Consider the following 24887-nt stretch of genomic DNA (forward strand, 5'->3'; position numbering starts at 1 on the left):
CCGACCCGCAAACTCTTCGCATTGTCGTGTCTCCATGCCTCGCGTCATAGACGAGGCTTATTGTCTGGTAAGAATACGGGCCTTTTATGCAAAGGTCTCAAGCAAACGCGCCGTGCTCTCCGGGTCGCCGACCAACACTGCATGGTCGCCTTCGAGTGAGTGGACCTGCCAGCCGAGTTCGGCTGCGCGCGCGTGCTGCTGGGTCATGTTCGTATCGGTGCAGGCGATGTAATCCACCGGTTTCGACACCGATTCCGCACCTATCTGGACGCCGCCGACCACGCACATCATCGGCATGTCAGACAAATGCTCGAGCATCCACGCCTGACGCTCGGCGCTCATCCGGAACGGCGCATCTTTCGCCATCGCGCGCTGCTGACCGGCGACATCGGAGTAAAGCGGCACGTCGCCACGACGCACAGCTGCCGCAATCCCGCATGCCTGTTCGTACGTCATGTATCCCATTGCCTGCGCAACCGATTCGCCCTGCTTCAACACCAGCGCGTCGAGGTACACCGTCCGGCGCACCCGCGCACCGGCCGCAGCCAGCACGCCGGGCACCACAGCGCCTGAGTAACTATGCGCCACCAGAATGCAATCCTCGATATCCTCGAAGTGCAGCGCATTAACCACGTCCGCCACGTGCGTTTCGGGCGTGATGCCGTGCGCAACCAGATGGCGCCTGTCGCCAAAGCCCGTAAATGTCAGCGCGTACACATCGTGCCCGCGTTGCTCAAGCAGTTTGCGAACCGGCTTCCAGATCCATGACCCAGCCGCGCCGCCGTGCAATAAAACGAATGTCGACATCAAACGCTCCTTATTGGATGAATCAGTATCAAAGAGGCTGCGTGTCACCGCTCAGCGGTTCGGATTGACGGGAAGCTGTGACCTGTCGATCACACCGAGCTGGATGAACATGCCGAGCACGTCGGCAATGCTGAAAATGCGGATGACCTTGTCGCCGTTGAAGGTCACGATCGAGATCCACTCGACGTTGACCTCGTTGCCGGTCGGTTGGATGCCCATGTACGGGCCGCCGCTGTGAACGCCGTAGTGGTGGCAATACGCCCACACCTTGTCATCAGTCGCGGTCATTTCCTTGATCGTGTAGCGGCACGGCGGAAACGTTGTGAAGTTTGCCATCGGCGACTTGATCCATTCATCGTAAGTGCCGAGATCCGGGCGCGACGCGTTGATATAGCGGAAGTCCGGATCGAAATACGTCGCCAGCGCCTCCCAATCGCCACGGTTGCAGCACGCCTGAATGTCGCGCCACGTCTGCATATTCTTTTCTTGCTGCGTCATGCTGACTCCTGTTGGAATAGATCGTCGATGGCGGGCGTCTCAGCGTGCCGTTTCGTAGTTCGTGACAAAGTCTTCGGGTACGGAAGGTCCCCACAGATACATCGAGTCGTGCACTGGCTGATCGGTGCCAACCCATTCGACGTCCGCGGGGATGTAGTCCATGCCCGCGGAATACTCGGCGTAGCTTCCCCACGGATCACGCACGTAGTGGAAATAGTTCGAGCCGAGCACGTGACGCCCAAGCCCCCAGCCCAGCCGGTAACCCGCGTCGGCCATCTGCATCGCCCCAAGGCCTATCTCCTGAACCGAACCGGTATCCCAACTCGAGTGATGCAGGCCCGGGCCGTCGGAACGCACGAGTGCGATCAGGTGATGTTCGCTACCATGCGGTGCATGCATGAACGCAACAGCGTCCGCCGAGCGGTCGGACAGACGCAGGCCGAGTGCGGCTTCGTAGAAAGCGATCGTGCGGCTCACGTCCGGCGTGAACAACGCGAGGTGGGCGAGGCGTCGCGGCCGGACTTTCGGCGCGAGACTGCGGCTCGTCGCGCCGCGCAATGCGGATGCTGCTGGCCATTCGGAATACAATGATTTTTCACGCGGCGCGGCGCGCCCGGCAGCCCGGATTTCGATCAGGTTGCCCGCAGGGTCGCGCAGCCAGATGCTATCTTCCGATGATGCGCCCTGCCATTCGATATCGAGCGACACGAGCCGCGCGCGCAACGCGTGAAGGTCCTCTGCGAAGGCACCGAAACAAACCGAATGCAGGCGTTTGTGCGATCCTTCGACAAGCGTCGCCCACCTGTGTGGCTCACCTTCCGCATGCAGATCGAGGCCGCCTCCGGTAGCGCGCACGTCGAGACCGAACGCCGAAAAAAAATCTCGTGCTTCGCCGAGATCCGGCACGGCAAGTCTAAAATGATCGAGCGAATGAACCCCAAGCGCGCCTTCGCGTCGCAGCGGGCATTCTTCGTGCAAGGCAGTTGTCACGGCCGTCTCCACCATGTTGCGAAACCGCTGGCCTGATCCTGGCCAGTCGGTCCCTGAGGGCGATATGGGATTCGTTTAAGCGTCTACGACAGGATTTCGCAACACGCCGATCTGTTCGATCTCCACCTCGCACACGTCGCCCGCTTTCATGTAAAGCGCAGGCGAGCGCGCGTGACCGACGCCGGAAGGCGTGCCAGTGACGATCACATCGCCGCTTTCAAGCGTCATCGCTTCGCTGAGCAGCGCGACGATCGACGCAACGTCGAAAATCAACTGGTCCGTCGACGAACGCTGCACTACTTCTCCATTGAGCCGGGCCGTGATCTTCAGACCGCTCGCGCCAGGCGGCAATTCATCTGCGGTTACGAAACACGGGCCGAACGCGCCTGTACCATCAAAATTCTTCCCGACGGTCCACTGAGGCGTCCGCAACTGATAGTCGCGAATCGACGCATCGTTGAAGATCGAATAGCCCGCCACGTGCTCAAGTGCACGCTCTTTCGGGATATTTCGGCCTCCCTTACCGACGATCGCCACCAGTTCGGCTTCGTAGTCGAGCAGCGTGGATACCTTGGGTCGGACGATCGGCGCGCCATGCCCGATCAAGCTTGATGCGAAGCGCGCGAAGATCGTCGGATACGCGGGAATGTCGAAGCCGCCCTCCTTCGCGTGGTCGGCATAGTTCAGGCCGAGGCAGATGATCTTGCCCGGCTCGCGCACCGGCGGCAGTAGCAGAACCTTGTCGAGCGCAACCGGCACGCCGTTGCGCAAAGTCCTCGCGGCCGCGGCGAGCGCCTCGGGTCCCGCCTCGATGAGACTTGCAAGCGAGCCTGGGTAGCCAGCATCGCCGACACACAAACCGATAAGTTCGCTGTCGGCCTGTCCAATTGCCAAACCTAACTTGCCATCGCGAATGAATTCGAAAAAACGCATGACGGGTCCTCGATACCTTGGAGCTGAATGGGGTTCTATTCGAAGGCGTGCATGCCGCACGCTGCTGCACGTTCAATCAGATAAAGTCCGGCGGCGAGATATTCGTCTCGAAGCCGAGTTGTGAGCGGCCAAATATCTCGTATCCGACATAAGGCAGATTAGCCGTGTGGCGCGCGCCGACATTCAGGTCGCGCCACATGCGCTGCAGGTCGTTCGATTCAGCAAATGCTCCAGCCCCCGCGATGAACATCAGTTTGTCGACCGCGCTGGTGAGCAGATCGACCGTCAGCGCGCCTTCGCCTTTGCTGCGAGCCCGCTCTTCGGCTGTCAGTGGGATTCTCGACAGACCCGCCCGGTCGACGAGTTGCGTGTTGCTTTCGATCAGCAGTTCGGCGGCGCGAATTTTCGCAGCGGCCTCGCCGATCTCGCGCTGTGCCACTGACGAATCCCGTTGATGCGTGTATGACGTATAGATAATCGGCTTACCTGTGGCCGTCTTGACGCGTTCAAGAACCGCGTCGGCAATGCCGAGCAGAATGCCGTGACCCGTTGCACGCAGAAAAGGCATGAACGGCCAGAAGTCGGACGGTTCGCCGACATGCTTCTTGTCCGCGCCGTGCTTGCCGACACCCAGCTTTGCGACATGGAAAAAGCGCTCGGTCGGCACAAACACATCTTGCGCCACACAGGTCTCGGAGCCGGTTCCCTTCATGCCGGCAACGAACCACGTGTCTTCGATCGTGAGCTCGCTCATGCGCAAATACATGAAACCGCCCGGCTCGACCGTACCATCCGGCTTGTGCAGGTTGCAGCCGAATTGCCCCCAGTTGGCGTGCCGTGAACCGGATGAGTACGGCCACCGCCCGTTGACAATGTAACCACCGTCCGTTGCGATAGCGGTTCCCGGCGGATTGACCGCGCCGCAAATGCGCGGCGTGTCCGCGTTAGCGCCGAAGATCGCTTCCTGCAACGCATCCGGACCAAGGCTCGCCACCCACGTTGTGCCGTGAAGGATGTTGTAGACCCATGCAGTCGACGAGCAGCCCTTCGCGAGTTCCTTGCCGACACGCGCCATCGTGGTCGCCGAAGTGCCGGTGCCGCCCCAGCGACGCGGCGCGGCCATCGCCCAGAAGCCCGCCGCGCTCATCGCTTCGATCACTTCCGCCGACAGACGTCGCTCACGTTCGTGCAACGGCGCATTGCGCAGCAGCAACGGACGCATCTCGCGGGCGCGCTCGAGCAGTTCGCCCTCAACGGCGTCGTTATATCCCGCGTCGGGATTTACTTTCGTCAACATTGGCTACCTCGTTCGGGAAGAATCGGTTTCGAGCGTCTTCGCAGGCAGTGGAGGAATCCACGCGGCTGACTAAGCCTTGCCTCGAAAAGCACACATTAGTCAAATAGCGGTTAATTTGTTCAATGTGTGCAGTTTAGTCCTGGGCGATCGAATGCGTTGGAGAAAAAAAGACCAGGATTTTCCCGAACGGGTTAACTACCGACGGACCACGTTCGAAGCGTTCAGACAACCGCGTGCGAACGAGTGCCGCTGAGGCCAGTGAGCAGTTCGTGGATCAGACGGCGTAGAAGCACGGATGAGCGATCGCTCGACTTCAGGGTGATGGGAGAGCCGCTGGAAATAGAAAAAACCCCGCTACGCAGCGGGGTTCATTGACAGGAATGTGGCGGCGTCAGCGGCCGGACGAACGCTTTATCTGGCGTTCGACCGTCGCGTTCCAAGCGGCCCGCAAACGGGTGCCGAAGAGATTATCCTGCGGTGGCATCAGGATTAGCGAAAGGCGGACACGCAGCAGGACTTCCGACATCAGAAGCCTGTCGATCTTCATGTCGAACTGGCGCTCGACCTGATCGAAAAAAGGTTCCAGCGTCGCCGCCACGAGTTCCGAATAGTACGGCAACAGGCGCCCGAAAAAATCCAGCACAAAGAGCGGTTCAATCTGCAGCATGCGGTCGCCCGCCGCCTCTTCCTCCTGCTCGATCAAAATACGGAGCACCCCTTCGAGACGCTCGTCGGGCGTGTCGGTGCTCGCCCTCAGATCACGCAAAGCGCTCTCGAAACGCTCTCGCGTGCGAGCGCCGAGACCGTCGAGCAAATCCTCTTTAGTCGGAAAGTACCGGTACAGCGTGCCACGTGCGACGCCCGCGGCGCGGCACACATCGCTTAGCGACAGACGCAGCAGGCCGTGCCGCGAAATTGCATCGAACGTCGCAGCCAGAATGCGCTCGACGCTCTGCTCGGGTCCCGAGGAACGCATGCGCGGACCATTGCGGCGCAACCGGCCGGAGCTTCCGGCGACGACGGCCTCGCTGTTTTCGACGGGAAGGACTTTCTCGCGTGCGGCGACCGGGCGTTTTTGCGCGACAGGTGGCGTTGCAGCTGCTCCTTTTCTGGCCGGCGCCACCTTCTTTGCCGGGACGGCCTTCTTTGCTGGCGAAGTCTTCTTTGTGGTCGTAGACGTCTTCGCAGCGGGCGGCCGCCTTCTCGGGGTCTTCGTCGTGTCGAGGCTCATTCAGTGATGCCCAGCATAGGGTTAAGACAGCAATGGGTTGGCAGCGACGGACCCCCCACGTCCTGCAGCCCGGGTCCGACAATCACCACGCATTGTACCGCCTGAGGCAACGCGGTGGCGGCAGCGCCGCGTTGCTCCGACCTGCCCGGTCACCCCCTGCACCATAACCGTCAGAGAAACACAGCCAGGTTGGACATCCCCAATACCGACATATCGACAATGATTTCGCGCCGGGCGAGTTTGAAACGGCCATCGACCCGGCGCAGTCGATCATGACGCTCGCCGCTGAGCTGCCCCATCGACGTTTCCTCGAAACGGTTACGCAGCAGCAGGAAATAGCTGACAACGTCGTACTCGTCGGGCTGGTCAGTTTCACTGACAGCGACATTAGTGACGAAGCGGCGCGTTCGCGAAACCGGATCCTCGGCCCACGCACTCTTCGTGTTCAGCAGGCGGTACACGCGTCCTTGCAACGATCGATAACTATCGTCGAAATGCTGGACCGAGCGCACAGTAGTCTCGCCCGGGTCCCCCCTCATCCGCGTCACGCGCAACGGTGCGCTGTAACTGATATCTTCGGTCAGGCATTCGAGCCACTCGGCGAGACGGAAGTGGTCGAGTAGCGCAGCTTCGTCTATCAGGAAACCGGCTGCTTCGTTATGGATCGGCGAACCATGCGGCACGCGGCGCGTTTCAACAGGCTGGGTCAGGTCGTTCACAATCGGTCTCCGTTAGAGCATGCACAGTTAGTGGGACGATTAGCTGGACAGTCAAGCGCCAGCGTTCATCAGACGGCGATATGCAAGCCACCACTCCCATTGCGCATCGTCTTTCGAAAACCCGTCATAGACCTTACCCCCGCCCGGCCAGTTTTCCGGTTTTTTCTCGCCAAGCAACGCCTGATACTTCAGCGTGTTGTGCCGTCCCATCGCGCCACGCGCGTTGAGCGAAATCTGCGGCCAGGTATCGGCGTCGTCCTGTTCGATGGTGCCGGAGGTACCGGTCGCGCGAATCGATGTGGCCAGCATCTTGCGCTTGATTTCGGGCGATACATCCTTCTCGGCGAAGATCCAGTTGTAGTTCTCGAAACTGTCCGGTCCCTTCGGTACGAACGTGTGAAGCACCAGTGCGCTCCCCATCGTGCCGTCGTCGAGCGGCATGTACAGAAAGGCGATTGTCACGTTTGGGAACAGGCCACCGACTTGCGGCGGCGCTTTCGCGAGCAACTCGACCTGACTTACGCTGAGATGCGCCTTCACCTGCGGGAGAAGTTCCTGGGTGATACCTGGCGGTGGCAGAATCTTCAGCCGTTCTTCGACGCCCAGTCCTTCGACGGACATGCCCATCACCATCGAGAACGTCACTTCCGCCGGAATACAACGAAGCGAATGGCCATTGGCGCTCACATTGATGCCATACATCGCGGGTGCCTTGTCGTATATCGTGTCGCTGTCGCCGCCGATCTGCCCCATCTCGAGCAGCGAGCGATGCAGCGTCAGCGTATGGAAGCCGTCACATGCGGATTGTTCACCGGCGGTTTTCCAGTTGGCCCGCATTAGCATCCGCTGCGGCGGACCGAGAACTTCGAGCCCCGCGTCGGTCCGGCAGAACAGCATGTCGAGGTACCACTTGATGTCGCCGAGGTGCTCTTCCAGCGAGGGGCCGTCGATATTCCAAGTGGCGAACACCAGGCCGCCGTACACGGTGACGCGCGCCTGCTTGAGGCCAAGCTCCGCCTTACTGCATACGTCGCCGTGCATTTGCTCACGCTCGACCGGTGCGCCGATGAAATCGCCGTTCGGCTTGAATGCCCAGCCGTGGTAGATACAGCGGTGCGTCTGCGTGTTGCCGTACTCGCCGAGCGCGATTCGCATGCCACGGTGCGGGCAGACATTCAGCGACACATGGATCGCGTTTTCCCGGTCACGCGCGACGATGACCGCGTCTTCCCCGATCCATCGGACCATGTAGTCGCCGACGCTGGGAATCTCGCTCTCGTGCCCTAGCAGCACCCAAGTTCTGGCGAACACTCGCTCCATCTCGACGTCGTAGACCTCGCGATCCGACATCACGCGCAGCGCAACTTCCCTGCGCTCCACGTCAATGAGATCTTCGATGCGAACGCCGTCTGCCAGGACATCTTTGGCTTTAGTCAACACAGTCTGTCTCCTTGTTATTACGCAGCATGGGTCGCCATGACATTAGTACATAAAGTACAATATAGTCATATTTTGTTCAATATGCGCCATATTCTCGCCTACCCTAGCCAGGGTTTACGTCGATTCAGGCGACGTTTCAGGGCAGGCAGATCACCTGTCCGCCGTCGCACAGCACGGTTTCGCCCGTAGTGAAGCCGGCGTATTCGGAACAGAGAAACGTACACAGCTTCGCGACCTCAACCGGCCTGCCCACCCGGCGCAGAGGATTGTCCGCGGCGAAGCCGCGAATAACGTCGTCGTACGGAACTCCGCTTTCGTCGGCGCGTTTCTGCATCCAGGCTTTGAACTGCTCAGTCTCTATCGAACCGACGCCGATGGTGTTGAAAGTGATGCCGAAAGGGCCGTAGTCACCCATCAGCGTTTTGATCAGACCCACGGCCGACACGCGATGTGTATTGGCAAGAACGTACGAAAAATACGGCGTGCTACGCAGTGCCATTCTGGCCGTGCCGGAACCTATGGTGACGATCCGGCCCCAGCGCCTTTCCTTCATAGACGGCACGACGGCACGGACCAGGTTCATGTAGCACGTAACCACGAGGTGGTAAGCCCAGCGGAAATCGTCATCGTTGAGTTCTTCGAAGCTGCCTGGCTTCGGCGCCTGCAGATTGAACACTGCAATGTCTGGATCTGAGCCAAAAGCCGCTTTAGCCGCTGCGACGGCGAGGCGATAGTTCTCCACGTCCGTGAAGTCACCGGAGAAGCCTGCCGCGACACCGCCCACTCCCCGAATAACCGCAACCGTTTCGTCGATGGCTTCCTTGCCGCGCGCCGCGACCAGCACCTGGCAACCAGCGCGTGCCAACTCCAGACTGGTTTCGCGGCCTATCCCTTTACTGCCACCTGTGACCAGCGCTATTTTTCCGGCTATGCCAAGTTCCACACCGTCTCCTCGTCCAATTGAGCGGTTCCACTTTCCATGGATTCCGGCGACGAGAAAACTATCCGAAGATAGGCTGGAGAGCAGTCACTCGAACAACATGGCTAGCCGGTGAGTATCGGCCCTCGAAATCGGTAGCCTCTCTGGATCGGCACAGGTCGCGACAAATCAGGGTAGCGGATCGCCTTTCCTGCCTCTCGAGAGTCAGGAGACTATCTCCAATTGACAAGGAGAAGCGTCGCCCCAAGGAGTCAGCCATCGACCAATGATCGGGCTTTCGCCGCCAATAGTGACGTCGTAGTTAAATTGATCCAATGTATGAGGCAAAATATGAAAAAAGGCTCACGCACAGTCAGCACGTGAGCCTTTTGTACTGCCAGGAGTCGAACATCGACAGTAGTCAATGCTGCCAGCGCCTTCGATCTGTTCGAGCGGGAGATTTTCGGCGTGTTACCGTTGGAATGGCACTGTTTGTCCCTGCATTGGAGGTCGAATTTCAATGATGTTTTGTTCCAGCACTCCCTAAGTGCGAAATCTAGGCCTCCCGCCGCGACTGCTTCTTAAGTCAGCGTCGCCCCGAGGTCCGGCACGACTGTGAACAGATCGCCCACCAGACCGTAATCGGCGACGCTGAAGATCGGCGCTTCTTCGTCTTTATTGATCGCGACGATCACCTTCGAGTCTTTCATGCCGGCAAGATGCTGGATCGCACCCGAGATACCGACCGCCACGTACAATTGCGGCGCGACGATTTTGCCGGTCTGGCCCACCTGGTAGTCGTTCGGCACGAAGCCGGCATCGACTGCTGCGCGCGACGCGCCCAGCGCTGCGTTCAGCTTGTCCGCCAGCGGTTCGAGAACCTTGGTGTAGTTCTCGCCGTTGCCCAGACCGCGGCCACCCGAGACGATGATCTTTGCCGAGGTCAGTTCCGGACGGTCCAGCTTCGTCACTTCACGGCTCACGAACTGCGACAGGCCGCTGTCAGCTGCGGCTTCGATCTTCTCGACCGTTGCGCTGCCGCCTTCGGCCGCAACCGGGTCGAAGCCGGTCGTACGGACCGTGATGACCTTGATCGGGTCTTGGGATTGAACCGTTGCGATCGCGTTACCGGCGTAGATCGGACGCTCGAACGTATCGGCGCTGTCCACTGCGGTGATGTCGCTGATCTGCGCGACGTCGAGCTTCGCGGCGATACGCGGCGCGATGTTCTTGCCGTAAGCGGTCGCGGGAGCGAGGATGTGCGAATAGTCTTTCGCGAAATTCAGCACCGTCGCTTCGACGTTTTCTGCCAGACCCGCTGCGAGTTGCGGCGCGTCGGCCAGCAGCACCTTCGAAACACCTGCAATCTTCGCTGCGGCATCCGCTGCGGCCTGCGCGTTGTGGCCCGCCACCAGCACGTGAATATCACCACCAATCTTCTGCGCGGCTGCAATCGTGTTCAGCGTCGCGGCCTTGATCGACGCGTTGTCGTGTTCTGCAATTACCAGATTCGTCATTTCGTCCGTCTCCTTACAGCACCTTGGCTTCGGTCTTCAGCTTCTCGACCAGCGTCTTCACATCCGGCACCTTCACACCGGCGGAGCGCTTCGGCGGCTCGACAACCTTCAGCGTCTTCAGGCGCGGCGTCACATCGACACCCAGGTCTTCCGGCTTGACGACTTCCAGCGGCTTCTTCTTCGCCTTCATGATGTTCGGCAAAGTGACGTAGCGCGGCTCGTTCAGGCGCAGGTCGGTGGTGACCACGGCGGGCAGCGTCAGCGACAGCGTTTCCGCGCCGCCATCCACTTCACGCGACACCGTCGCCTTGCCGTCAGCGACGACAACCTTCGAGGCGAACGTGGCTTGCGGCAGGTTAGCCAGCGCAGCCAGCATCTGGCCGGTCTGGTTTGAATCGTCGTCGATCGCCTGCTTGCCGAGGATCACCAGTTGCGGCTGTTCCTTGTCGACCAGCGCCTTGAGCAGCTTGGCGACCGCCAGCGGCTGCAGGTCTTCACCCGACTCGATCAGGATCGCGCGGTCCGCGCCAATCGCCAGCGCCGTGCGCAGCGTCTCCTGCGCCTGCGTCACACCGGCCGACACAGCGATCACTTCGGTCGCCACGCCCGCTTCACGCAGACGAACAGCTTCTTCAACCGCGATTTCGTCGAACGGATTCATCGACATCTTCACGTTCGCGATGTCGACGCCTGTGCCGTCCGACTTCACCCGGACCTTCACGTTGTAATCGACCACTCTCTTGACTGGCACCAGGATTTTCAATTCAAGCTCCTATTTGCAACTGCCCTACACCGAACCAAGTGCGCGCGCGGGCGATTCATGCCGGCGTCAGTCTCACGAAATGAGGTGCCGGGTCGGGTATTGACCGCTCCGGCCTTCTTCGCATCGACATCGGGACGCACTATCCGGCCACTAACCTCTCGTCGGGCCGCGTACCAGGCTGTCGACGCAGCTCCGCGCGCGAGCGAATCCCTTCACGATCAGCCTTGCAGTCAGGTGGCGTATTTTTCATCTGAATACCCAAGTGCGTCCCGATTGCACCCCGGACAATTTACGCCGTGCCCGGAAACGATCGGGCGTTGATTCTGGACAATCGGATTTGGCCGCAATACAGACCCGGGGCGCGCTCCCGTTGAGGCCCCGTCCTGCCACACAACAACGCCATTGACGAACACCTGGTCGATGCCGGCCGCCGGTCGCTGTGGGTGCTCGAATGTTGCGCGGTCGAGTACCGTTTCCGGATCGAACACGACGATATCCGCAAAATTTCCGGGCATCAGGAGCCCGCGATCGAGGAACCCGAACTCCTGTGCTGGAAGACCAGTCATACGAAACACGGCTTCCTCAAGGCTGAACAGATTCTCATCGCGCGCGTAGTGGCCAAGCACACGAGGGAAAGTTCCCCACAAACGAGGATGTGGATGCTTGTCGTGCGGCAACCCATCAGAGCCGACCATGGTCCTTGGATGAGAAAGAATATGACGGACATCAGCCTCGTCCAGCTGAAAATAGACCGCGCCAGCAGGCAGGAGACGTTCGGCCGCGGCCCGTTCCGTGCACGCCCACTCGCGAGCGATGTCGCTCAATTCCCGGTTGGCCATTTCCGGATGAGGCTCCGACCATGTGATCAAAATGCGTAATCCCGTGTCGCAGCGCTCCAGTCGTAGAACGGTTGAACTGGCAGAGTAGGGATAAACATCGACACCAATATCAAGACTTTCCCGCGCCTCGTCAATACGCTCAAGCGTCGGTTTGCTCTTGCCGAAATTGGCGCGGCCGGTGACCTGGTGATGAGAAATGACGAGCTTCCCACCGGCATGCCCGGCAATATCAATGGCCTCTTCAATGGCCTCTTCCAGCTTCTCGAAATAATTCCGCGTGTGCGTGACATAAGGGCCACCCAACCGTGCCGCCGTATTTGCGAGCGCTTTGACCTCTTCTGTCGACGAAGCGATTGCAGGCGGGTAGTCGAGCCCGGTGCTCATGCCAAACGCGCCCTCGGTCATAGCGCGCTCCAACTCGGCCTGCATCTGCTGCACTTCTTCATCACTGGCGGCCCGGTTGGTCACAGGCATCGTTCGCTGCCGCAACGTCGTATGGCCGACCAGCAGCGCGGCATTGGTAACGGTACCTATTCGACGCAACTCGGCAACATAATCACCGAATCGTCCAAAGCGGAAATTTTCATTTCCCCCCAGCAGGGTGAACGGAGGCGGCGGGGATGCCCGGAATGTGACCGGCGCGAGGCTTATGCCGCAATTGCCAGTGATGACCGTGGTGACTCCCTGGCTGATCTTGGGGACCATGCCGTCTTCAGCAAGAAGCGCCGCGTCATCATGAGTATGGACATCGATAAATCCAGGCGCCACAACTTTGCCTTGAATGTCGATTTCGTGACTTGCCGTGGCCAGCGACAGATCACCGATTGCGGCAATCCTGTTTCCGTCGATCGCAAGGTCACCGGAAAAGCGCGGCGAGCCGTCGCCACGCATAAGGGTCGCGTTGCGAAGCAGGAAATCGTATTTCATAATCGATTCATCGGTTAGTATATCGAAGCAAGCTTTGGCAGCTCTACTATTGTCGCCAGATGACGAAGCCCTGAAAGAGCGACTTCCAGGAGTTCCGGACTGCGGCTCCGCGAGGGATAGACCAGGTAGATGGGGCGGCGGAATACAGGGGCCTCGGGGACTTCGCTCAGCCGTCCGTCGGCAAGAAGCGGCGCAACCAAACCCAAAGGAAGATAGGCGGCTCCCTTTAAAGCAAGCACGTACTGCAGGCCAAGTGCACCCAGTCCCACCGAAAGCGCTGGCGCAGGAGCACCCGGAAATGCCTGACTGTAGCTGGCCCGAAAATCGTGTCCCCAATCTACCGAAACAAACTGTTCATGCCATGACCCCGAAAGCTCCGGGTGCTGTACCGGCACCAGATTTTCTTGCAGCAGTTCTTCTATCACCAACCCCGACCGGCGCCGCGGCAAATACATGATCGCCGCATCTAGAATCCCCGAAGAAAGATTTTCGGTCAGAACGTCCGAGTAGCCCCCCTCTAGCTGAAGCGCGATTCCTGGGGCATGTTCTTTCATCCACAACACCCAGGCAACACTGAGCCGATCCTGGAGTGCAACGGGCCCCCCGAAACGGAAGATGCCCGAATACCCGGGCGGAAGTGCTACCTGCTGACGAGCCTGATCCCACGTCTGCACAATTTTTTCAGCGTAGGCGCGAAATTCCTGACCGGCCGGGGTGAGTTCGGCACCACTTCTGCCGCGATTAAACAGGAGACAGCCAAGTTCATCCTCGAGGGATTGGATACGGCCCGAGACAGTGGACTGCATGACGCTTACGCGCGCCGCCGCCAAGCTGAAACTGCCGGTTTCGGCTACGTCGAGAAAACTGCGAACAGCATCGAGGTTCATATCAATAAATCGCCTTTTTGCATATTAAAACTCGTTTAAATCGGAATGTCAAATGGAGCGATGGCGCGAATCACGGACGCTGCTGTACCTTCACTTCACTGAGCGTCACAGCGTACACGCACGATCCGGCCGAAGACTACGTCCCACCTCCGAGAACAAGAAACACCCCTGCTCGGCAAGCAACGTCCCAAAACCTGTCACGACGCGCCGGCCGAATACAGCAACTTTGCCCCTCGCCCCTAGAAACTTAGAATTTGTGGCGAATTGCTGCGCGCACGACGAGTTGGTTTCCAGTGGACGACACGCCGTCCGCGCCAGGCACGTAGGCGTAATCGAGCACAGCTCCTGTCCGGTCTCCGCCCGCGTGCTGATATGCGCCTTGCAGGTAGACGTCGGTACGCTTGGACAGGTTATAGTCCGCCATCAATCCGACGGACTGGTAGTTTGGACGAAGCTTTCCGCTTGAGGCATTAAAGCTGGTACGCGTATAGACATACTGCCCACCAACAAAGAATGCGGGCGTGAACTGGTACTTTGCGTTGACTTCGAAGTTATCAAACTTGAGCGCCGAGAGGGTCGTGCCTGCGAGTGGAGTGATCGCACCAACATAGCCCGAGCTAAGCGGCTGCGAGACGTTCGTGTTCGTGTATGCGAAGCCGAGTACTGCGCTACCGAACGTATAGTTGATACCCGCCCCGAATACCCGCAGCCGGGTCGACAGGAAATTCTCATCCCCACCGTTATTGATGGCACCGCCAGCATTCGACGACGGATTGTTCGCCTGCAGATAAGCTGCGGCCAGTAGCAGGCCGCCATTCGTATACTGGGCACCAAAGCTGTATTGACGATTGTTCGCGAAGTTGGTGTCGTTACTGAAGCTGTATGTGCCGCCGAACTGCAACCCGGAATAATCTGGACTCGCGTACTTGATCGTGTTGTTCACCCGGAACGTGTTGTCCGTATTGTCGTTGTCGTAAGGATGCGAAAACAGGTATCCTGCCCAGTTTCCGTTGGCCGTTGTCTGCGCGAGATAGTCGACAAGGGAATCATATTGACGGCCTAGAGTAACAGTACCGAATCTGCTGTCTGAAAAGCCAACATACGCTTGCCGACCGAATTCGAGACCGCCCTGCCCAAGCTTGCCGTTGCTGGCGTTAAAGCCATTTTCGAGCCGGAAGACTGCCTTCAGGTCGCCGCCAAGATCTTCCGAACCTCTCAAACCCCATCGGCTACCTTGAGCGTAGCCACTCTTCAACTCGTATACATTGTGGCCACCTACATTTCTTGTGTAGTTGAACCCCTCGTCAATCAGGCCATACAGCGTGACACTATTCTGCGCAAACACGGGACCCGAGATTATTGCGAAAAGTGAGACAGTTTTTGGGATATACTTTTTCATTTAGTTATCCAAATTAATTGAGGTGTGTTTTTTAAAAAAGTTTACTGATATTTACTACCATCGAACACCGAACCAAAAAGCTTATCGAGTCAGATCCCTCGTGAGGCTCGGCTGAAACCTCGGTTATGCGCAGTTGCCGGATCGCGGCAAAATCCATTCAATCCGTCAAACCTGGAGGTACACCCAGGACTCGGCAGGGAACTACACTGGCTGCCGGAAATACCATCTACTCTCCTGCTGAAACGACAGACTTTTGATTCTGTCGATTGAAACTTGCAACTACCATTCTGAAACAACCCCGAATCCTGAAGACACCTCAAACAGATCTCACAAGTCGCAGTAAAACCGGTTCAATGAGGAGAGCGTATAGGGAAACTCTATAGGCCTTGAACAGTGCCAGGAGCGATGAGGCTCGCCTCGTAAGGCTTTGACGGCCTCTTCACTTCGTAGCACGCCCCCCCCATAAAGCCGGTTGGCCATATCCAGAATGCCAGCACGGTGCATGGTCTCCGTGGCGCTACCGCATGCATCTTTTACCAACCAGACGCGGTACCCCTTGTAGATGGCATCGAAAACGGTTGCTCTCACGCAACTGTCTGTCCAGACGCCCAGCGCGACGATTTCCTTAATGCCAAGCGCGTTCAAATGAGCATGCAAGTCAGTGTCCTGAAACGCGCTCGGCCAGCGCTTGCGGACCACAGTCTCATCTCTTTCTGGACTAACCTCGGAGCAGATATCGGCACCGGAACTACCCGCCACCGCAGACCTCAAGTCGTCTGTCAGTGCCTCATTGAGAAGCGAATAGTGACTGCGCTCGCTTTCCTCGACCCAAGCCTGAACATAAATGATCGGTACGGTGCCATGGCGTGCAGCAGCGATGATCGCAGCAGCATGAGCAAGAATATCTTCGTAGCCCGAAACAGGATAAGCACCCTCGCTGCGATATTCGTTCTGAAGATCGATGACGAGAATTGCTGATGTTTTTATATCCATTGTGGTGTTCTCAACGTTCGTCAAAGGACGTGACAAAATTCACGAGCAGGTGGATGGCCTGATCCAGATCCTCGGGTCGCATGCTTTCGTGAGGGTTGTGACTGCCATGCTCGTTACGAACGAAAACCATCGCGCCCGGAACACCCGCAGCCGCAAAAGCGGCGGCGTCGTGGCCTGCACCACTTGGCATGCGATGGAGTTGCATCTGAAGCTGGGCAGCCGAGGCTTCGAGTCGCTGGATCAGTCCGGCATCCATGCGCGCAGGCGACCATATGGACTTCTGCCCCATCTCGAACCGAACGTTACGCTTTGCAGCAATGTCCGCTTGAAGCGTATGTATTCGCTGATGGAGATGATCAAGCACCGCCTGCTCTTCACTACGGACGTCGAGCGTAAAGCCCAACTCCCCCAAGACCCGGCTGCCCCCATGCTGGGTCCGATCCGATTCGACCCGTCCGAAAGTGATGGTCGCCTCCAGGCCGTCCCGCTCAAGCAAGTCCCACTCCGTCTCGAGGCCCTGAACCAGATCAGTGAAGCCCAGCACGCTATCGCGCCGCGAAAATCGGGGTTCGGCACCGGAATGCGCGTAGGCGCCAAAACAACGCGCATCGACGTAACGAAACCCGCCTGCAATCGCCGATACGATAGCGATTGGCGCGTCAAGGGCCAGCAAACGCGGCCCTTGTTCGATATGTACTTCGACGAAAGCGGCGATATCTCTGGCATTGATCAGGGTAGTGCCTCGACGCACCGCTTCAGGATCGAACCCCGCTAGCTCCATGTGTTCAGCCAACGTTTTCCCCGTGTCCGATCTTCGCGCTTGCAGCGCAGTCGGATGCAGCAAACCAAGTGCGGCCTGACTGCCCGGATAGGACAGCGGAAACCATGCGGCTTCCTCGGCTCTGATTGCCATGACGACAACGTCCCGCGAAGGCACTATCCCCTGCTCAACGAGATCGGCTATGACCGCGATGCCCGCGACAACGCCGGCGGCACCGTCGTAGTTTCCACCGTGCGGCACAGTATCCAGATGGGAGCCCATGACGATCCGTGGCAGGGACCGATTGCGGCCAGGCAACGTGAGATAGAGATTGCCCGCGGCATCGACCTGTGCAATCGCGCCCAGCGCCTCAGCTTCCTGGCGCACCAGATCGTGCGCGTAATGTTCGCCGGTGCCATATGAAGCACGCGTCACGCCAGGCGGTGTCAAGGTTCCCTGCCTGAGTTGCGACAAAACCCGCCGTGCGAGGACTCCTCCGCTGGTTGGCCGCGTTGGGTCACTACCTGATGCCGTCATAAGGTCACTCCAGGGGGCCGGCACGTTCGGATATCAGCGCATATTCGCCAGGGCGTCTATAGCGAGCGAAGTCGAAGTTAACGCGCTGACAGGTGGCGATCAGGTCCAGGTCAGCACGATGGGTGATTACCTCATCACCTACTGAGCTCGCCAGTGACGCAATCTCGCCGCTCGGCGCGATGATGCACGAGCCGCCAAGCAATGCCTGCCCTTCCTCGAGGCCCGCTTTGGCAGAGGCTGCAATCCACACGGTATTCTGGTAAGCCCCCGCCTGCATCGGCAAATGATTATGGAACATACGCAGATGAGCGAGCGCCGGCGCTTCGTCAAGCAGCACAGGTGTGTTGTAACCAACAAGGACCACCTGCGCCCCGTTAAGGCAGAGCATTCGCCAGGTTTCCGGCCACCTTCGGTCGTTGCAAAGTGCGAGTCCAACCCGAACCCCGCGATACGCAAAAACCGGAAAACCCAGGTTGCCCGGTTCGAAATAGCGCCTCTCCAGATGAACCGTTGTGCCTTCCTCCGGAGACTCAGAGCCGGGAATGTGCATCTTCCGATAACGGCCAATCAACTCGCCATCCTCGCCGACCAACGCCATCGTGTTGAAGCGCCGCACACGGCCGCCCTCCTCCACGCTCTCCGAGTAACCAAGCGCGAAACCAGTTTTCAGCTTGCGTGCGGCATCGCATAGCAATTGAGTCTGCGGCCCCGGAAATTGCGATTCATAGTAGCCCGCGATTTCCGCGTCATCGTTCAGATTCCAGCGCGGAAAGAACGTCGTCAGCGCCATCTCCGGAAAGACAGCCAGTTCGGCGCCGCGCGCCGCCGCCTGCTCCAGGAGGTGGATAAGTCGATCAACGGCTTCCACCCGGGATGTACTCCGTTGAACGGGGCCGGTCTGGCAGGCCGCCAGCGTCAGATATCGAGCCACGATGCGATCGTCTCCATCAGGTGTTCCGTTTGGCGCCGGTACGGCGCAGTAATGCATGTTGGCATGGCAGGTAAACTCCGCGGCTACAGGCGCGCTTAGTGACTCGGTTGTGGATCGGCAGCGTGTTCAGGCATGTTCAACAAGGCGCGATCGGGTGCGAGCGCCTCGTCGAAGGTGATGACGGGCTCCATCGCGAGCAACTGTTCGCGTGGCAGATGACAGGCAATCTGATGGCCGGATTCAAAAACCTGAATGGGCGGCTCGATCCGATCACAGGTCCCGGCAATCATGTGCGAACAGCGCGTCGAAAACGGACACCCCTGAGGCGGCTCGCTGGGCGACGGCATCTCGCCGTTTAGCGACACCTTGCGTTTTTTTGCGCGAAGGTCGGCGATCGGCACCGAGGCGAGAAGCGCTTCGGTGTACGGGTGATAGGGCGGCGAAAATACGTCATTGGTGCGCCCCTGTTCCATCACCTTCCCGAGATACATCACCACGACCCGATCAGCCAGATATCGCACCACGGAAAGATCGTGACTGATGAAGAGAATCGTGGTGCCCTGTTGCCGCTGGATATCCATTAGAAGTTCGGTCACCGCTGCCTGCACCGATACATCGAGGGCCGAGACTGGTTCGTCTGCGACGACCACGGATGGATTTCCCGCAAACGCACGGGCAATGCCGATACGCTGCTTCTGCCCGCCCGAAAGCTGACGTGGCAGCCGTTCGGCGAATTCCCGAGGCAGTTTGACGATATCCAACAGTTCGAGAACCCGTTGCCGAATCCTCGCTTCGTCCTTCTCGACGCCAAATTTCCGGATCACGCGGGCGATCTGAAATCCCACGGTGTGACTTGGGTTGAGAGTGTCAAACGGATTCTGGAAGATCATCTGCAGCTTTCTGACCGTATCGCTCTTGCGGCGAGTGACAGGCAGGTTGCCGAGTTCCATCTCCCCCAGCTTGACGGAGCCTGACGTTGCGCGTTCAAGTCCCATTGCGATGCGGGCAAAGGTTGATTTTCCGCAGCCCGACTCGCCGACTATGGCAACCGTCTCCCCATGGCGGGCATCGAAGCTCAGGCCCTGGTTTGCGCGAATATTTCCATATCGTTTGTTCAGATCATTGACCTGCAGGACAACCTCGCCGAGCGGCGCCCGGTTTCCCTCAGCATTCGTCTTCGCCGTATCGTTCCAGCCGATTTCGTTCACCCTGATACACCGGGAGGCATGATGATTGGCGATGGGAACCATGGGAACAGGCGCCGCATCGCACTGTCCGGAGACGAAGAAATCGCAGCGCGGTCCAAAATTGCAGCCGGGCGGCCGGTCATGAGGCGCGGGTAATTGCCCGCGTATCGGGACAAGCGGCCGGCTGTTCTTGTCCGCACCGGGAACCGGGATGGAGGAAAACAGGCCCTTTGTATAAGGATGCCGCATGCCGTCGAACACAGTTTGAACCGGACCGACCTCCACAGCCTCACCCGAATACATCACTGTCATACGTTCGCAGGTATCCAGTACCAGTCCCAGATTGTGCGAGATATACAGCATTGACATGCCGAACTGGGCCGAAAGATCCCGGATCAGGTCGACGATACCGGCTTCCACGGTCACATCCAGCGCCGTCGTGGGTTCGTCGAGCAGCAGCAGCTTTGGACTGGAAAGCAATGCCATCGCAATGACAATACGTTGCTGCTGGCCTCCTGAAAGCTGATGCGGGTACGAGCTCATGATGCGCGAGCAGTCCGCAAGACGCACCCGCTCGAGCATCGCATGCGCCCTTGACCACGCTTCGGCACGTCCGACACCGTCGTGAAATACGGGGACTTCTGCAAGCTGCTCCCCCACTACCATCGAAGGATTGAGAGAGGCCATCGGCTCCTGATAGATCATAGCGATCTGGGCGCCGCGAATCCGTCGCAATTCAGCCGCACTCATGGTCAGCAGGTCGCGCCCGTTGAACAGGATCTGACCTCCGACCACACGCCCGTTCTTGCCGAGATAGCGCATGATGGCAAGCGCTATGGTCGACTTGCCGCAACCGGATTCGCCCACGAGCCCATGCGCCTCGCCTGGCATCAAGCGAAGGTTGAAATCAATCACCGCGGGAACTTCGCCCGCCCTGGTCATGTAGGAGATTGATACGTTCCTGCATTCGAGAACGGGTACGGCGCCTGAGGCATATGTCGTGTCCATCGAAGTCTCCTGTCAGTCGCGCAAACTCATTTCGCGCAGGCCGTCGGCCATCAGGTTGAAACCCAGTATCAGACTGCTGACGGAAAGTGCCGGAACAACCAGCATGTAGGAGTATTTCCACAGAAGTGCTGCGGTCGAGGCTTCCTTGATCATCAGTCCCCAGTCAGGGTCCGGTGGCTGGAGGCCAAGGCCAAGGAAGGTAAGCGTGGTGATCGCGACGGTGGTGTAGCCAAGCCGCAGACACGCGTCGACAATGACTGGCCCCCGTACATTGGGAAGCAGTTCAATAATCATGATCCATACCGCGTGTTCGCCACGCGTTTGCGCGGCCTGGATGTAGTCACGTGTCCTCGCATCGAGCGCGAGACCTCTAACAATGCGCATGATCGCCGGCGCGGAGGAACAGGTGACCGCGATGATGATGTTAAAGCCGCTTTGGCCGAGGTAGTTCAATACCAGAATGAAAAGTACGATGACCGGAAAAGATAGCAACACGTTTCCGATGAATGAAACAATTTCATCCCACCAGCCGCCGACGTAACCTGCAACCAGGCCAAACGCAGCACCGACGACGTAAGCGACCGAAGTAGCTGTGATGCCCCAGACGATGACGCGCTGACACCCCCACAACGTCCTCGAGAGAACATCGCGGCCGCGCATGTCGGCACCAAGCAGGAAGGTGACGCCGTGCCTCATCGCTCCCGGTGGGGCATAAGGCGCAACAGGTTTGTTAGGATCGAGGAGTGGCAGATAGGGGACTGCTACTGCGATCAGTATCCAGAACAGAACGAGAGTGACGCCTATGATGGCAATAGTGGATTGCCGCCACGCCCGCACGGCCATGAAATAAAGCAGCAAAACGGCCGGGATCGCGGGCAGCAGGACATAGTTTTCGAGGGTGCCGAGCTGTCTTGGGAACATCACGTAAGCGCATAGCGCCACCCAGATCAGGACGACCAGCAGCGCAACGGTCCAGACGCTCGAAATCCGTAGAGAGCGGCGCACGGTGCGAAATACCGCAAGTTGAGTCACGGCGAGTCTCCTATTGGAACCGTACGCGCGGATTGAGAAGGACGTAGGCGACGTCGGAAAGCAGTTGCGACGTAACTGCAACCGCCACGGCGACCAGGGTTGCGGCCTGCAGCACGGCGATATCACCGAACACCGATGCGTCATAAAGCATCCGTCCGAAGCCGTCATACTGAAAGAAGACCTCCACGACGACGACTTGCGACAGAAGCCAGTTCAACTGGAGAAAAATGAGGGTGAAGGGAACAATCAGTGCGTTGCGCAGTGCGTGCTTGAAAATGACGCGCCGATAAGGCATACCTTTGAGTGTGGCGGTCCGGATATAGTGAGAACCCATGACGTCCGCCATGGAAGCCCGTGTCATGCGGACCACGTAACCGATGTCGTAAAGCAGCAGCGTGAGCAGCGGCAGCAGCAATTCACGAAATGACCAACCGTCAACCATGGCGGACTTTGTTGGAACCCATTTGAGTCCGAGACTGAGCACCACGGTCAGCAGCACGGCCGTGGCGATCTGCGGAATCGACGTGGTGAAGACCGCCAGCGTAGAAACGATGCGGTCAAGCATTCCCCCCTCGTTCATCCCGGCAAGCACGCCAAACGTGAGAGAAATCGGCACCATGAAAAGAAACACGAAGAAAGCAAGTGCAGCCGTATGTGACAACCGGCTGCCAAGCAGGACCGAGACGTCTTCGTTTTTTTCAATCGAGTGCCCAAGGTTTCCTTCGAAGACGTTACCGACCCACTGCGCGTACAGCTTGGGGAACGGCTCGTTCAGACCTTTCTTTTCCAGCCAGGCTTTATAGTCGCCGTCGGAAAGCGTGGCCACCCCGAATCCACCGAGCTCTGACACAGCCACCCTCTTCCTGAACTGATCCGTGCTGAAGATGGCAAACAGCAGTAAGGACACGGTTGCCATGATTAGAAGCATCTGCATCAGCCGGCGAAAAATGAGTTTTTGCATGTAACACCACCCTGTGCTCACAAAGGACCGACGCAACAATAGAAGTCACGGCAACCGGGCAGCTCGTTCTTCCGAGGAGCTGCGTCTTGCACTACGCTGCCGTTAGCCAATCCATACTTTCGTCAGCTGTAACTGGCGCGACGGATGAGGTTTATAGCCGCGCACTTTGGAGGACGCCAGGTTATAGACGGGCCGCCATACTGGCTGAACCATGACAGCTGCGTCCCGCAATATGCGTTCGACCTTTTCCATCTTCGCCTTGCGTTGCCGCACATCGAGCGTTGCTTCGGCATCCGAAAGCGCTTCATCAAAGTGCGGATCGGAGAAATGGGTTTCATTCCACGGCACGCCTGTGCGGTACGCCTGCGTCAATGCCATGGTGCCAAGTGGTCGGTGGGCCCAGGACGTAGCGCCGAAGGGCGTCTTGTTCCAGACGTCCCAGTATTTCGTCTTAGGCATCACATTGACCGAGAGCTTGATGCCAGCCTCGCTCAACTGGTCGCGTAACGCTTCGCAGACCGCCTGCTCCCATGACCCATCGGTGTTGCCTACGTCGATCGTGAGAGACAGACCGTTTGGATAGCCGGCTTCTTTCAGAAGCTGCCTCGCGCCTTTGACGTCTCTCGGCGCGCCAGCCAGCGGGAAGTAATCCGGGTGCACGGGTGCGACGTGATAGTTCTCGGCGACGCGCCCGCCCGCGGGAAACACCAAAGCCTGGGTGGCCGCATTGTCAGCTGCCATCACGATTGCCTTGCGCACGCGGATATCATTGAAAGGTTTGACGTCGACCTGCATCCGGCAGCACAGGGTCTGTGCTGACACTACTGAATTGATCTGCGCACCGTCGATCGAATGAGCCAGGTCGAGCTGATCTGCGGTTAGCTCATAAGTGGCGTCCACCGTTCCCGATGCGAGAGCTGCCGTCTGGTTCTCCTGGTCAAAGTTGTAGAAGTGAATCTCGTCAAGATAAACCTTTCCGCCCCAATATTGGAAATCCTTGCCATTGCTCATTTTCGTGACGCGCTTGAGAATGCACCGTTCGCCCACCTTCAACTCGACCAGGGTATAGGGTCCCGTACCAATCGGTGCGGCGGAGAATGGCGGCTTGAACGACGGGTGCACGATTAGAGTCGGATATTCGGCGCAATCCTCCGCAACCGACAGCACCGGCCTCGACAGGTTAAGCCGCAAAGTATGCGAATCGATGATCTGGACGCCATTTTGTGCAGGAACACGAACTGGCTTTCCCTTGACGTCCTTCTCCCCGGTATCTTGCGCCAGTGCGGCAAAGGTGGACAGTCCGAGATTGGACGAGCCTAACGACGAGTTGGTCCAGCGCCGGATATTCCAGGCGATATGGTCGGCGGTCAACTCTTCGCCGTTGTGCCACATCACACCCTTTCGCACATGCAGTGTCCACGTCTTGAGATCGACCGACGGCTCCCAGGATTCGATCAGCATGGGCCGCACAATGTTGTCTGGGCCGACAAGCATCATGTGCTCGATGATCGGACGCGACTGGTTGGACATTTCGTTCCAGCTATAGGTCGCGGGATCCGTCATGCTCGCAACGGACTGCGCAATGCGAAGCTTGCCGCCCGTCCTGGCCTGCGGATCGTCCGAGGGAAACGGCGTGGTGTCCTTCCCCACGGCAAATGCCGGCAGCCCCGCCATCTTGCAGGCGAGGCCGGCAGTGACACCCAGCAGGGCCGCGAGCCGGATGAACTCTCTGCGGTCCGTCTTCCCGTTTTTCCGTTGCTCCAGTAAATTCGATAACAACGGATGGTCTTTACGCTCAGTCATCTGGAACCTCTGTTTGTGTTGTTGCCTGCATGGTGCTGGTAACGAACTGTGGGCAGCCCAGGCAAATGCGATTTCGTTCTCACGGCCAACACGGTTGACGTGCCGTTCGGGACGCCCGCCGTGCGTCTGAAGCGTCAGACTCAGACCGCCGCGGTCACCATAATCTCCACCCGATAGCTGTCACCAGCCAGGCGGCCCTCGACCGTGGCGCGCACAGGCATGGCCGACAGATCGATCCAGTTGTCCCACACGCTGTTCATAAGTTCGAAGTCGGCGATATCTCGCAGCCAGATCACGGCGCTGAGCAGTTTGGACTTGTCCGATCCTGCCATTTCCAGGTAGTGGTCGATCTTTGCCAAGGTGAGTCGCGTCTGCTCCACGACATCCCCGGACGTATCGCCCGCCGTCATGCCGGACAAATAGACGGTTCCGTTGTGGCTGAGGGCACGGCAATAGCGTTGGCCATTTTCGAAGCGTTGAATAGTCATGGTGTTTCGTCCTGTTTGTTG

General features: G+C 58.6%; 22 protein-coding genes. All 22 read right to left on the reverse strand.

What is annotated here, in order from left to right; genetic code table 11:
* Positions 1-84: 84 nt before the first annotated feature.
* Complete coding sequence (locus ACOSV0_RS10735) at positions 85-807, reverse strand: alpha/beta fold hydrolase (protein WP_434106155.1); 723 nt, start codon at positions 805-807, stop codon at positions 85-87.
* 51 nt (positions 808-858) lie between these two features.
* Positions 859-1305 carry an ester cyclase gene (locus ACOSV0_RS10740; protein WP_115782968.1) on the reverse strand — a complete coding sequence of 149 codons (447 nt, stop codon included), beginning with the start codon at positions 1303-1305 and terminating at the stop codon, positions 859-861.
* A gap of 39 nt (positions 1306-1344) precedes the next feature.
* Positions 1345-2295, reverse strand: a complete 951-nt coding sequence (locus ACOSV0_RS10745; RefSeq protein WP_434106157.1) for a VOC family protein — start codon at positions 2293-2295, stop codon at positions 1345-1347.
* A 75-nt stretch (positions 2296-2370) separates the two neighbouring features.
* Positions 2371-3228 (reverse strand): fumarylacetoacetate hydrolase family protein, encoded by an 858-nt coding sequence (locus tag ACOSV0_RS10750; RefSeq protein ID WP_434106158.1) that lies wholly within the window; start codon positions 3226-3228, stop codon positions 2371-2373.
* 76 nt (positions 3229-3304) lie between these two features.
* Positions 3305-4525, reverse strand: coding sequence for an acyl-CoA dehydrogenase family protein (locus ACOSV0_RS10755; RefSeq protein WP_115782965.1), 1221 nt, complete (start codon positions 4523-4525; stop codon positions 3305-3307).
* A 391-nt stretch (positions 4526-4916) separates the two neighbouring features.
* Complete coding sequence (locus ACOSV0_RS10760; protein WP_115782964.1) at positions 4917-5756, reverse strand: TetR/AcrR family transcriptional regulator; 840 nt, start codon at positions 5754-5756, stop codon at positions 4917-4919.
* A 170-nt stretch (positions 5757-5926) separates the two neighbouring features.
* Entirely contained in the window at positions 5927-6475 is a 549-nt protein-coding gene (locus ACOSV0_RS10765; protein WP_229758095.1) for a 3-phenylpropionate/cinnamic acid dioxygenase subunit beta, read from the reverse strand.
* A gap of 51 nt (positions 6476-6526) precedes the next feature.
* Entirely contained in the window at positions 6527-7915 is a 1389-nt protein-coding gene (locus ACOSV0_RS10770) for a Rieske 2Fe-2S domain-containing protein (protein WP_434106160.1), read from the reverse strand.
* A 136-nt stretch (positions 7916-8051) separates the two neighbouring features.
* Positions 8052-8858: an SDR family oxidoreductase gene (locus ACOSV0_RS10775; RefSeq protein WP_162831501.1), complete on the reverse strand. Its 807-nt coding sequence runs from the start codon at positions 8856-8858 to the stop codon at positions 8052-8054.
* A 557-nt stretch (positions 8859-9415) separates the two neighbouring features.
* Positions 9416-10351 (reverse strand): electron transfer flavoprotein subunit alpha/FixB family protein, encoded by a 936-nt coding sequence (locus tag ACOSV0_RS10780; RefSeq protein ID WP_434106161.1) that lies wholly within the window; start codon positions 10349-10351, stop codon positions 9416-9418.
* Between the two features lie 13 nt (positions 10352-10364).
* Complete coding sequence (locus ACOSV0_RS10785) at positions 10365-11114, reverse strand: electron transfer flavoprotein subunit beta/FixA family protein (RefSeq protein ID WP_434106162.1); 750 nt, start codon at positions 11112-11114, stop codon at positions 10365-10367.
* A 230-nt stretch (positions 11115-11344) separates the two neighbouring features.
* Complete coding sequence (locus ACOSV0_RS10790; protein ID WP_434106164.1) at positions 11345-12880, reverse strand: N-acyl-D-amino-acid deacylase family protein; 1536 nt, start codon at positions 12878-12880, stop codon at positions 11345-11347.
* Positions 12881-12894: 14 nt separating this feature from the next.
* Positions 12895-13767, reverse strand: a complete 873-nt coding sequence (locus ACOSV0_RS10795; RefSeq protein WP_434106166.1) for a LysR family transcriptional regulator — start codon at positions 13765-13767, stop codon at positions 12895-12897.
* A gap of 247 nt (positions 13768-14014) precedes the next feature.
* Positions 14015-15166: a porin gene (locus ACOSV0_RS10800; RefSeq protein WP_434106167.1), complete on the reverse strand. Its 1152-nt coding sequence runs from the start codon at positions 15164-15166 to the stop codon at positions 14015-14017.
* Between the two features lie 327 nt (positions 15167-15493).
* Positions 15494-16159 carry a cysteine hydrolase family protein gene (locus ACOSV0_RS10805; protein ID WP_434106169.1) on the reverse strand — a complete coding sequence of 222 codons (666 nt, stop codon included), beginning with the start codon at positions 16157-16159 and terminating at the stop codon, positions 15494-15496.
* A gap of 10 nt (positions 16160-16169) precedes the next feature.
* Positions 16170-17354, reverse strand: coding sequence for a hydantoinase/carbamoylase family amidase (locus ACOSV0_RS10810; RefSeq protein WP_434106170.1), 1185 nt, complete (start codon positions 17352-17354; stop codon positions 16170-16172).
* A 106-nt stretch (positions 17355-17460) separates the two neighbouring features.
* Complete coding sequence (locus ACOSV0_RS10815) at positions 17461-18387, reverse strand: nitrilase-related carbon-nitrogen hydrolase (RefSeq protein ID WP_434106172.1); 927 nt, start codon at positions 18385-18387, stop codon at positions 17461-17463.
* 95 nt (positions 18388-18482) lie between these two features.
* Positions 18483-20582, reverse strand: a complete 2100-nt coding sequence (locus ACOSV0_RS10820) for an ABC transporter ATP-binding protein (RefSeq protein ID WP_434106173.1) — start codon at positions 20580-20582, stop codon at positions 18483-18485.
* 12 nt (positions 20583-20594) lie between these two features.
* Complete coding sequence (locus tag ACOSV0_RS10825; protein ID WP_434106175.1) at positions 20595-21614, reverse strand: ABC transporter permease; 1020 nt, start codon at positions 21612-21614, stop codon at positions 20595-20597.
* Between the two features lie 10 nt (positions 21615-21624).
* Positions 21625-22575: an ABC transporter permease gene (locus ACOSV0_RS10830; RefSeq protein ID WP_434106177.1), complete on the reverse strand. Its 951-nt coding sequence runs from the start codon at positions 22573-22575 to the stop codon at positions 21625-21627.
* A 102-nt stretch (positions 22576-22677) separates the two neighbouring features.
* Positions 22678-24378: an ABC transporter substrate-binding protein gene (locus ACOSV0_RS10835; protein ID WP_434106178.1), complete on the reverse strand. Its 1701-nt coding sequence runs from the start codon at positions 24376-24378 to the stop codon at positions 22678-22680.
* A 140-nt stretch (positions 24379-24518) separates the two neighbouring features.
* Positions 24519-24866: a RidA family protein gene (locus ACOSV0_RS10840; RefSeq protein ID WP_115782951.1), complete on the reverse strand. Its 348-nt coding sequence runs from the start codon at positions 24864-24866 to the stop codon at positions 24519-24521.
* Positions 24867-24887 lie beyond the last annotated feature (21 nt).

The sequence above is a fragment of the Paraburkholderia caffeinilytica genome (genome assembly GCF_051027425.1).
Lineage (GTDB): Bacteria > Pseudomonadota > Gammaproteobacteria > Burkholderiales > Burkholderiaceae > Paraburkholderia > Paraburkholderia caffeinilytica_A.

Bases quoted from the DNA above. Each gene is read 5' to 3' on its own strand.
- ACOSV0_RS10760 (WP_115782964.1), bottom strand. From the start codon at position 5,756: ATGAGCCTCGACACGACGAAGACCCCGAGAAGGCGGCCGCCCGCTGCG.
- ACOSV0_RS10780 (WP_434106161.1), bottom strand. From the start codon at position 10,351: ATGACGAATCTGGTAATTGCAGAACACGACAACGCGTCGATCAAGGCC.
- ACOSV0_RS10790 (WP_434106164.1), bottom strand. From the start codon at position 12,880: ATGAAATACGATTTCCTGCTTCGCAACGCGACCCTTATGCGTGGCGAC.
- ACOSV0_RS10820 (WP_434106173.1), bottom strand. From the start codon at position 20,582: ATGGACACGACATATGCCTCAGGCGCCGTACCCGTTCTCGAATGCAGG.
- ACOSV0_RS10750 (WP_434106158.1), bottom strand. From the start codon at position 3,228: ATGCGTTTTTTCGAATTCATTCGCGATGGCAAGTTAGGTTTGGCAATT.
- ACOSV0_RS10735 (WP_434106155.1), bottom strand. From the start codon at position 807: ATGTCGACATTCGTTTTATTGCACGGCGGCGCGGCTGGGTCATGGATC.
- ACOSV0_RS10740 (WP_115782968.1), bottom strand. From the start codon at position 1,305: ATGACGCAGCAAGAAAAGAATATGCAGACGTGGCGCGACATTCAGGCG.
- ACOSV0_RS10800 (WP_434106167.1), bottom strand. From the start codon at position 15,166: ATGAAAAAGTATATCCCAAAAACTGTCTCACTTTTCGCAATAATCTCG.
- ACOSV0_RS10830 (WP_434106177.1), bottom strand. From the start codon at position 22,575: ATGCAAAAACTCATTTTTCGCCGGCTGATGCAGATGCTTCTAATCATG.
- ACOSV0_RS10805 (WP_434106169.1), bottom strand. From the start codon at position 16,159: ATGGATATAAAAACATCAGCAATTCTCGTCATCGATCTTCAGAACGAA.
- ACOSV0_RS10755 (WP_115782965.1), bottom strand. From the start codon at position 4,525: ATGTTGACGAAAGTAAATCCCGACGCGGGATATAACGACGCCGTTGAG.
- ACOSV0_RS10795 (WP_434106166.1), bottom strand. From the start codon at position 13,767: ATGAACCTCGATGCTGTTCGCAGTTTTCTCGACGTAGCCGAAACCGGC.
- ACOSV0_RS10835 (WP_434106178.1), bottom strand. From the start codon at position 24,378: ATGACTGAGCGTAAAGACCATCCGTTGTTATCGAATTTACTGGAGCAA.
- ACOSV0_RS10840 (WP_115782951.1), bottom strand. From the start codon at position 24,866: ATGACTATTCAACGCTTCGAAAATGGCCAACGCTATTGCCGTGCCCTC.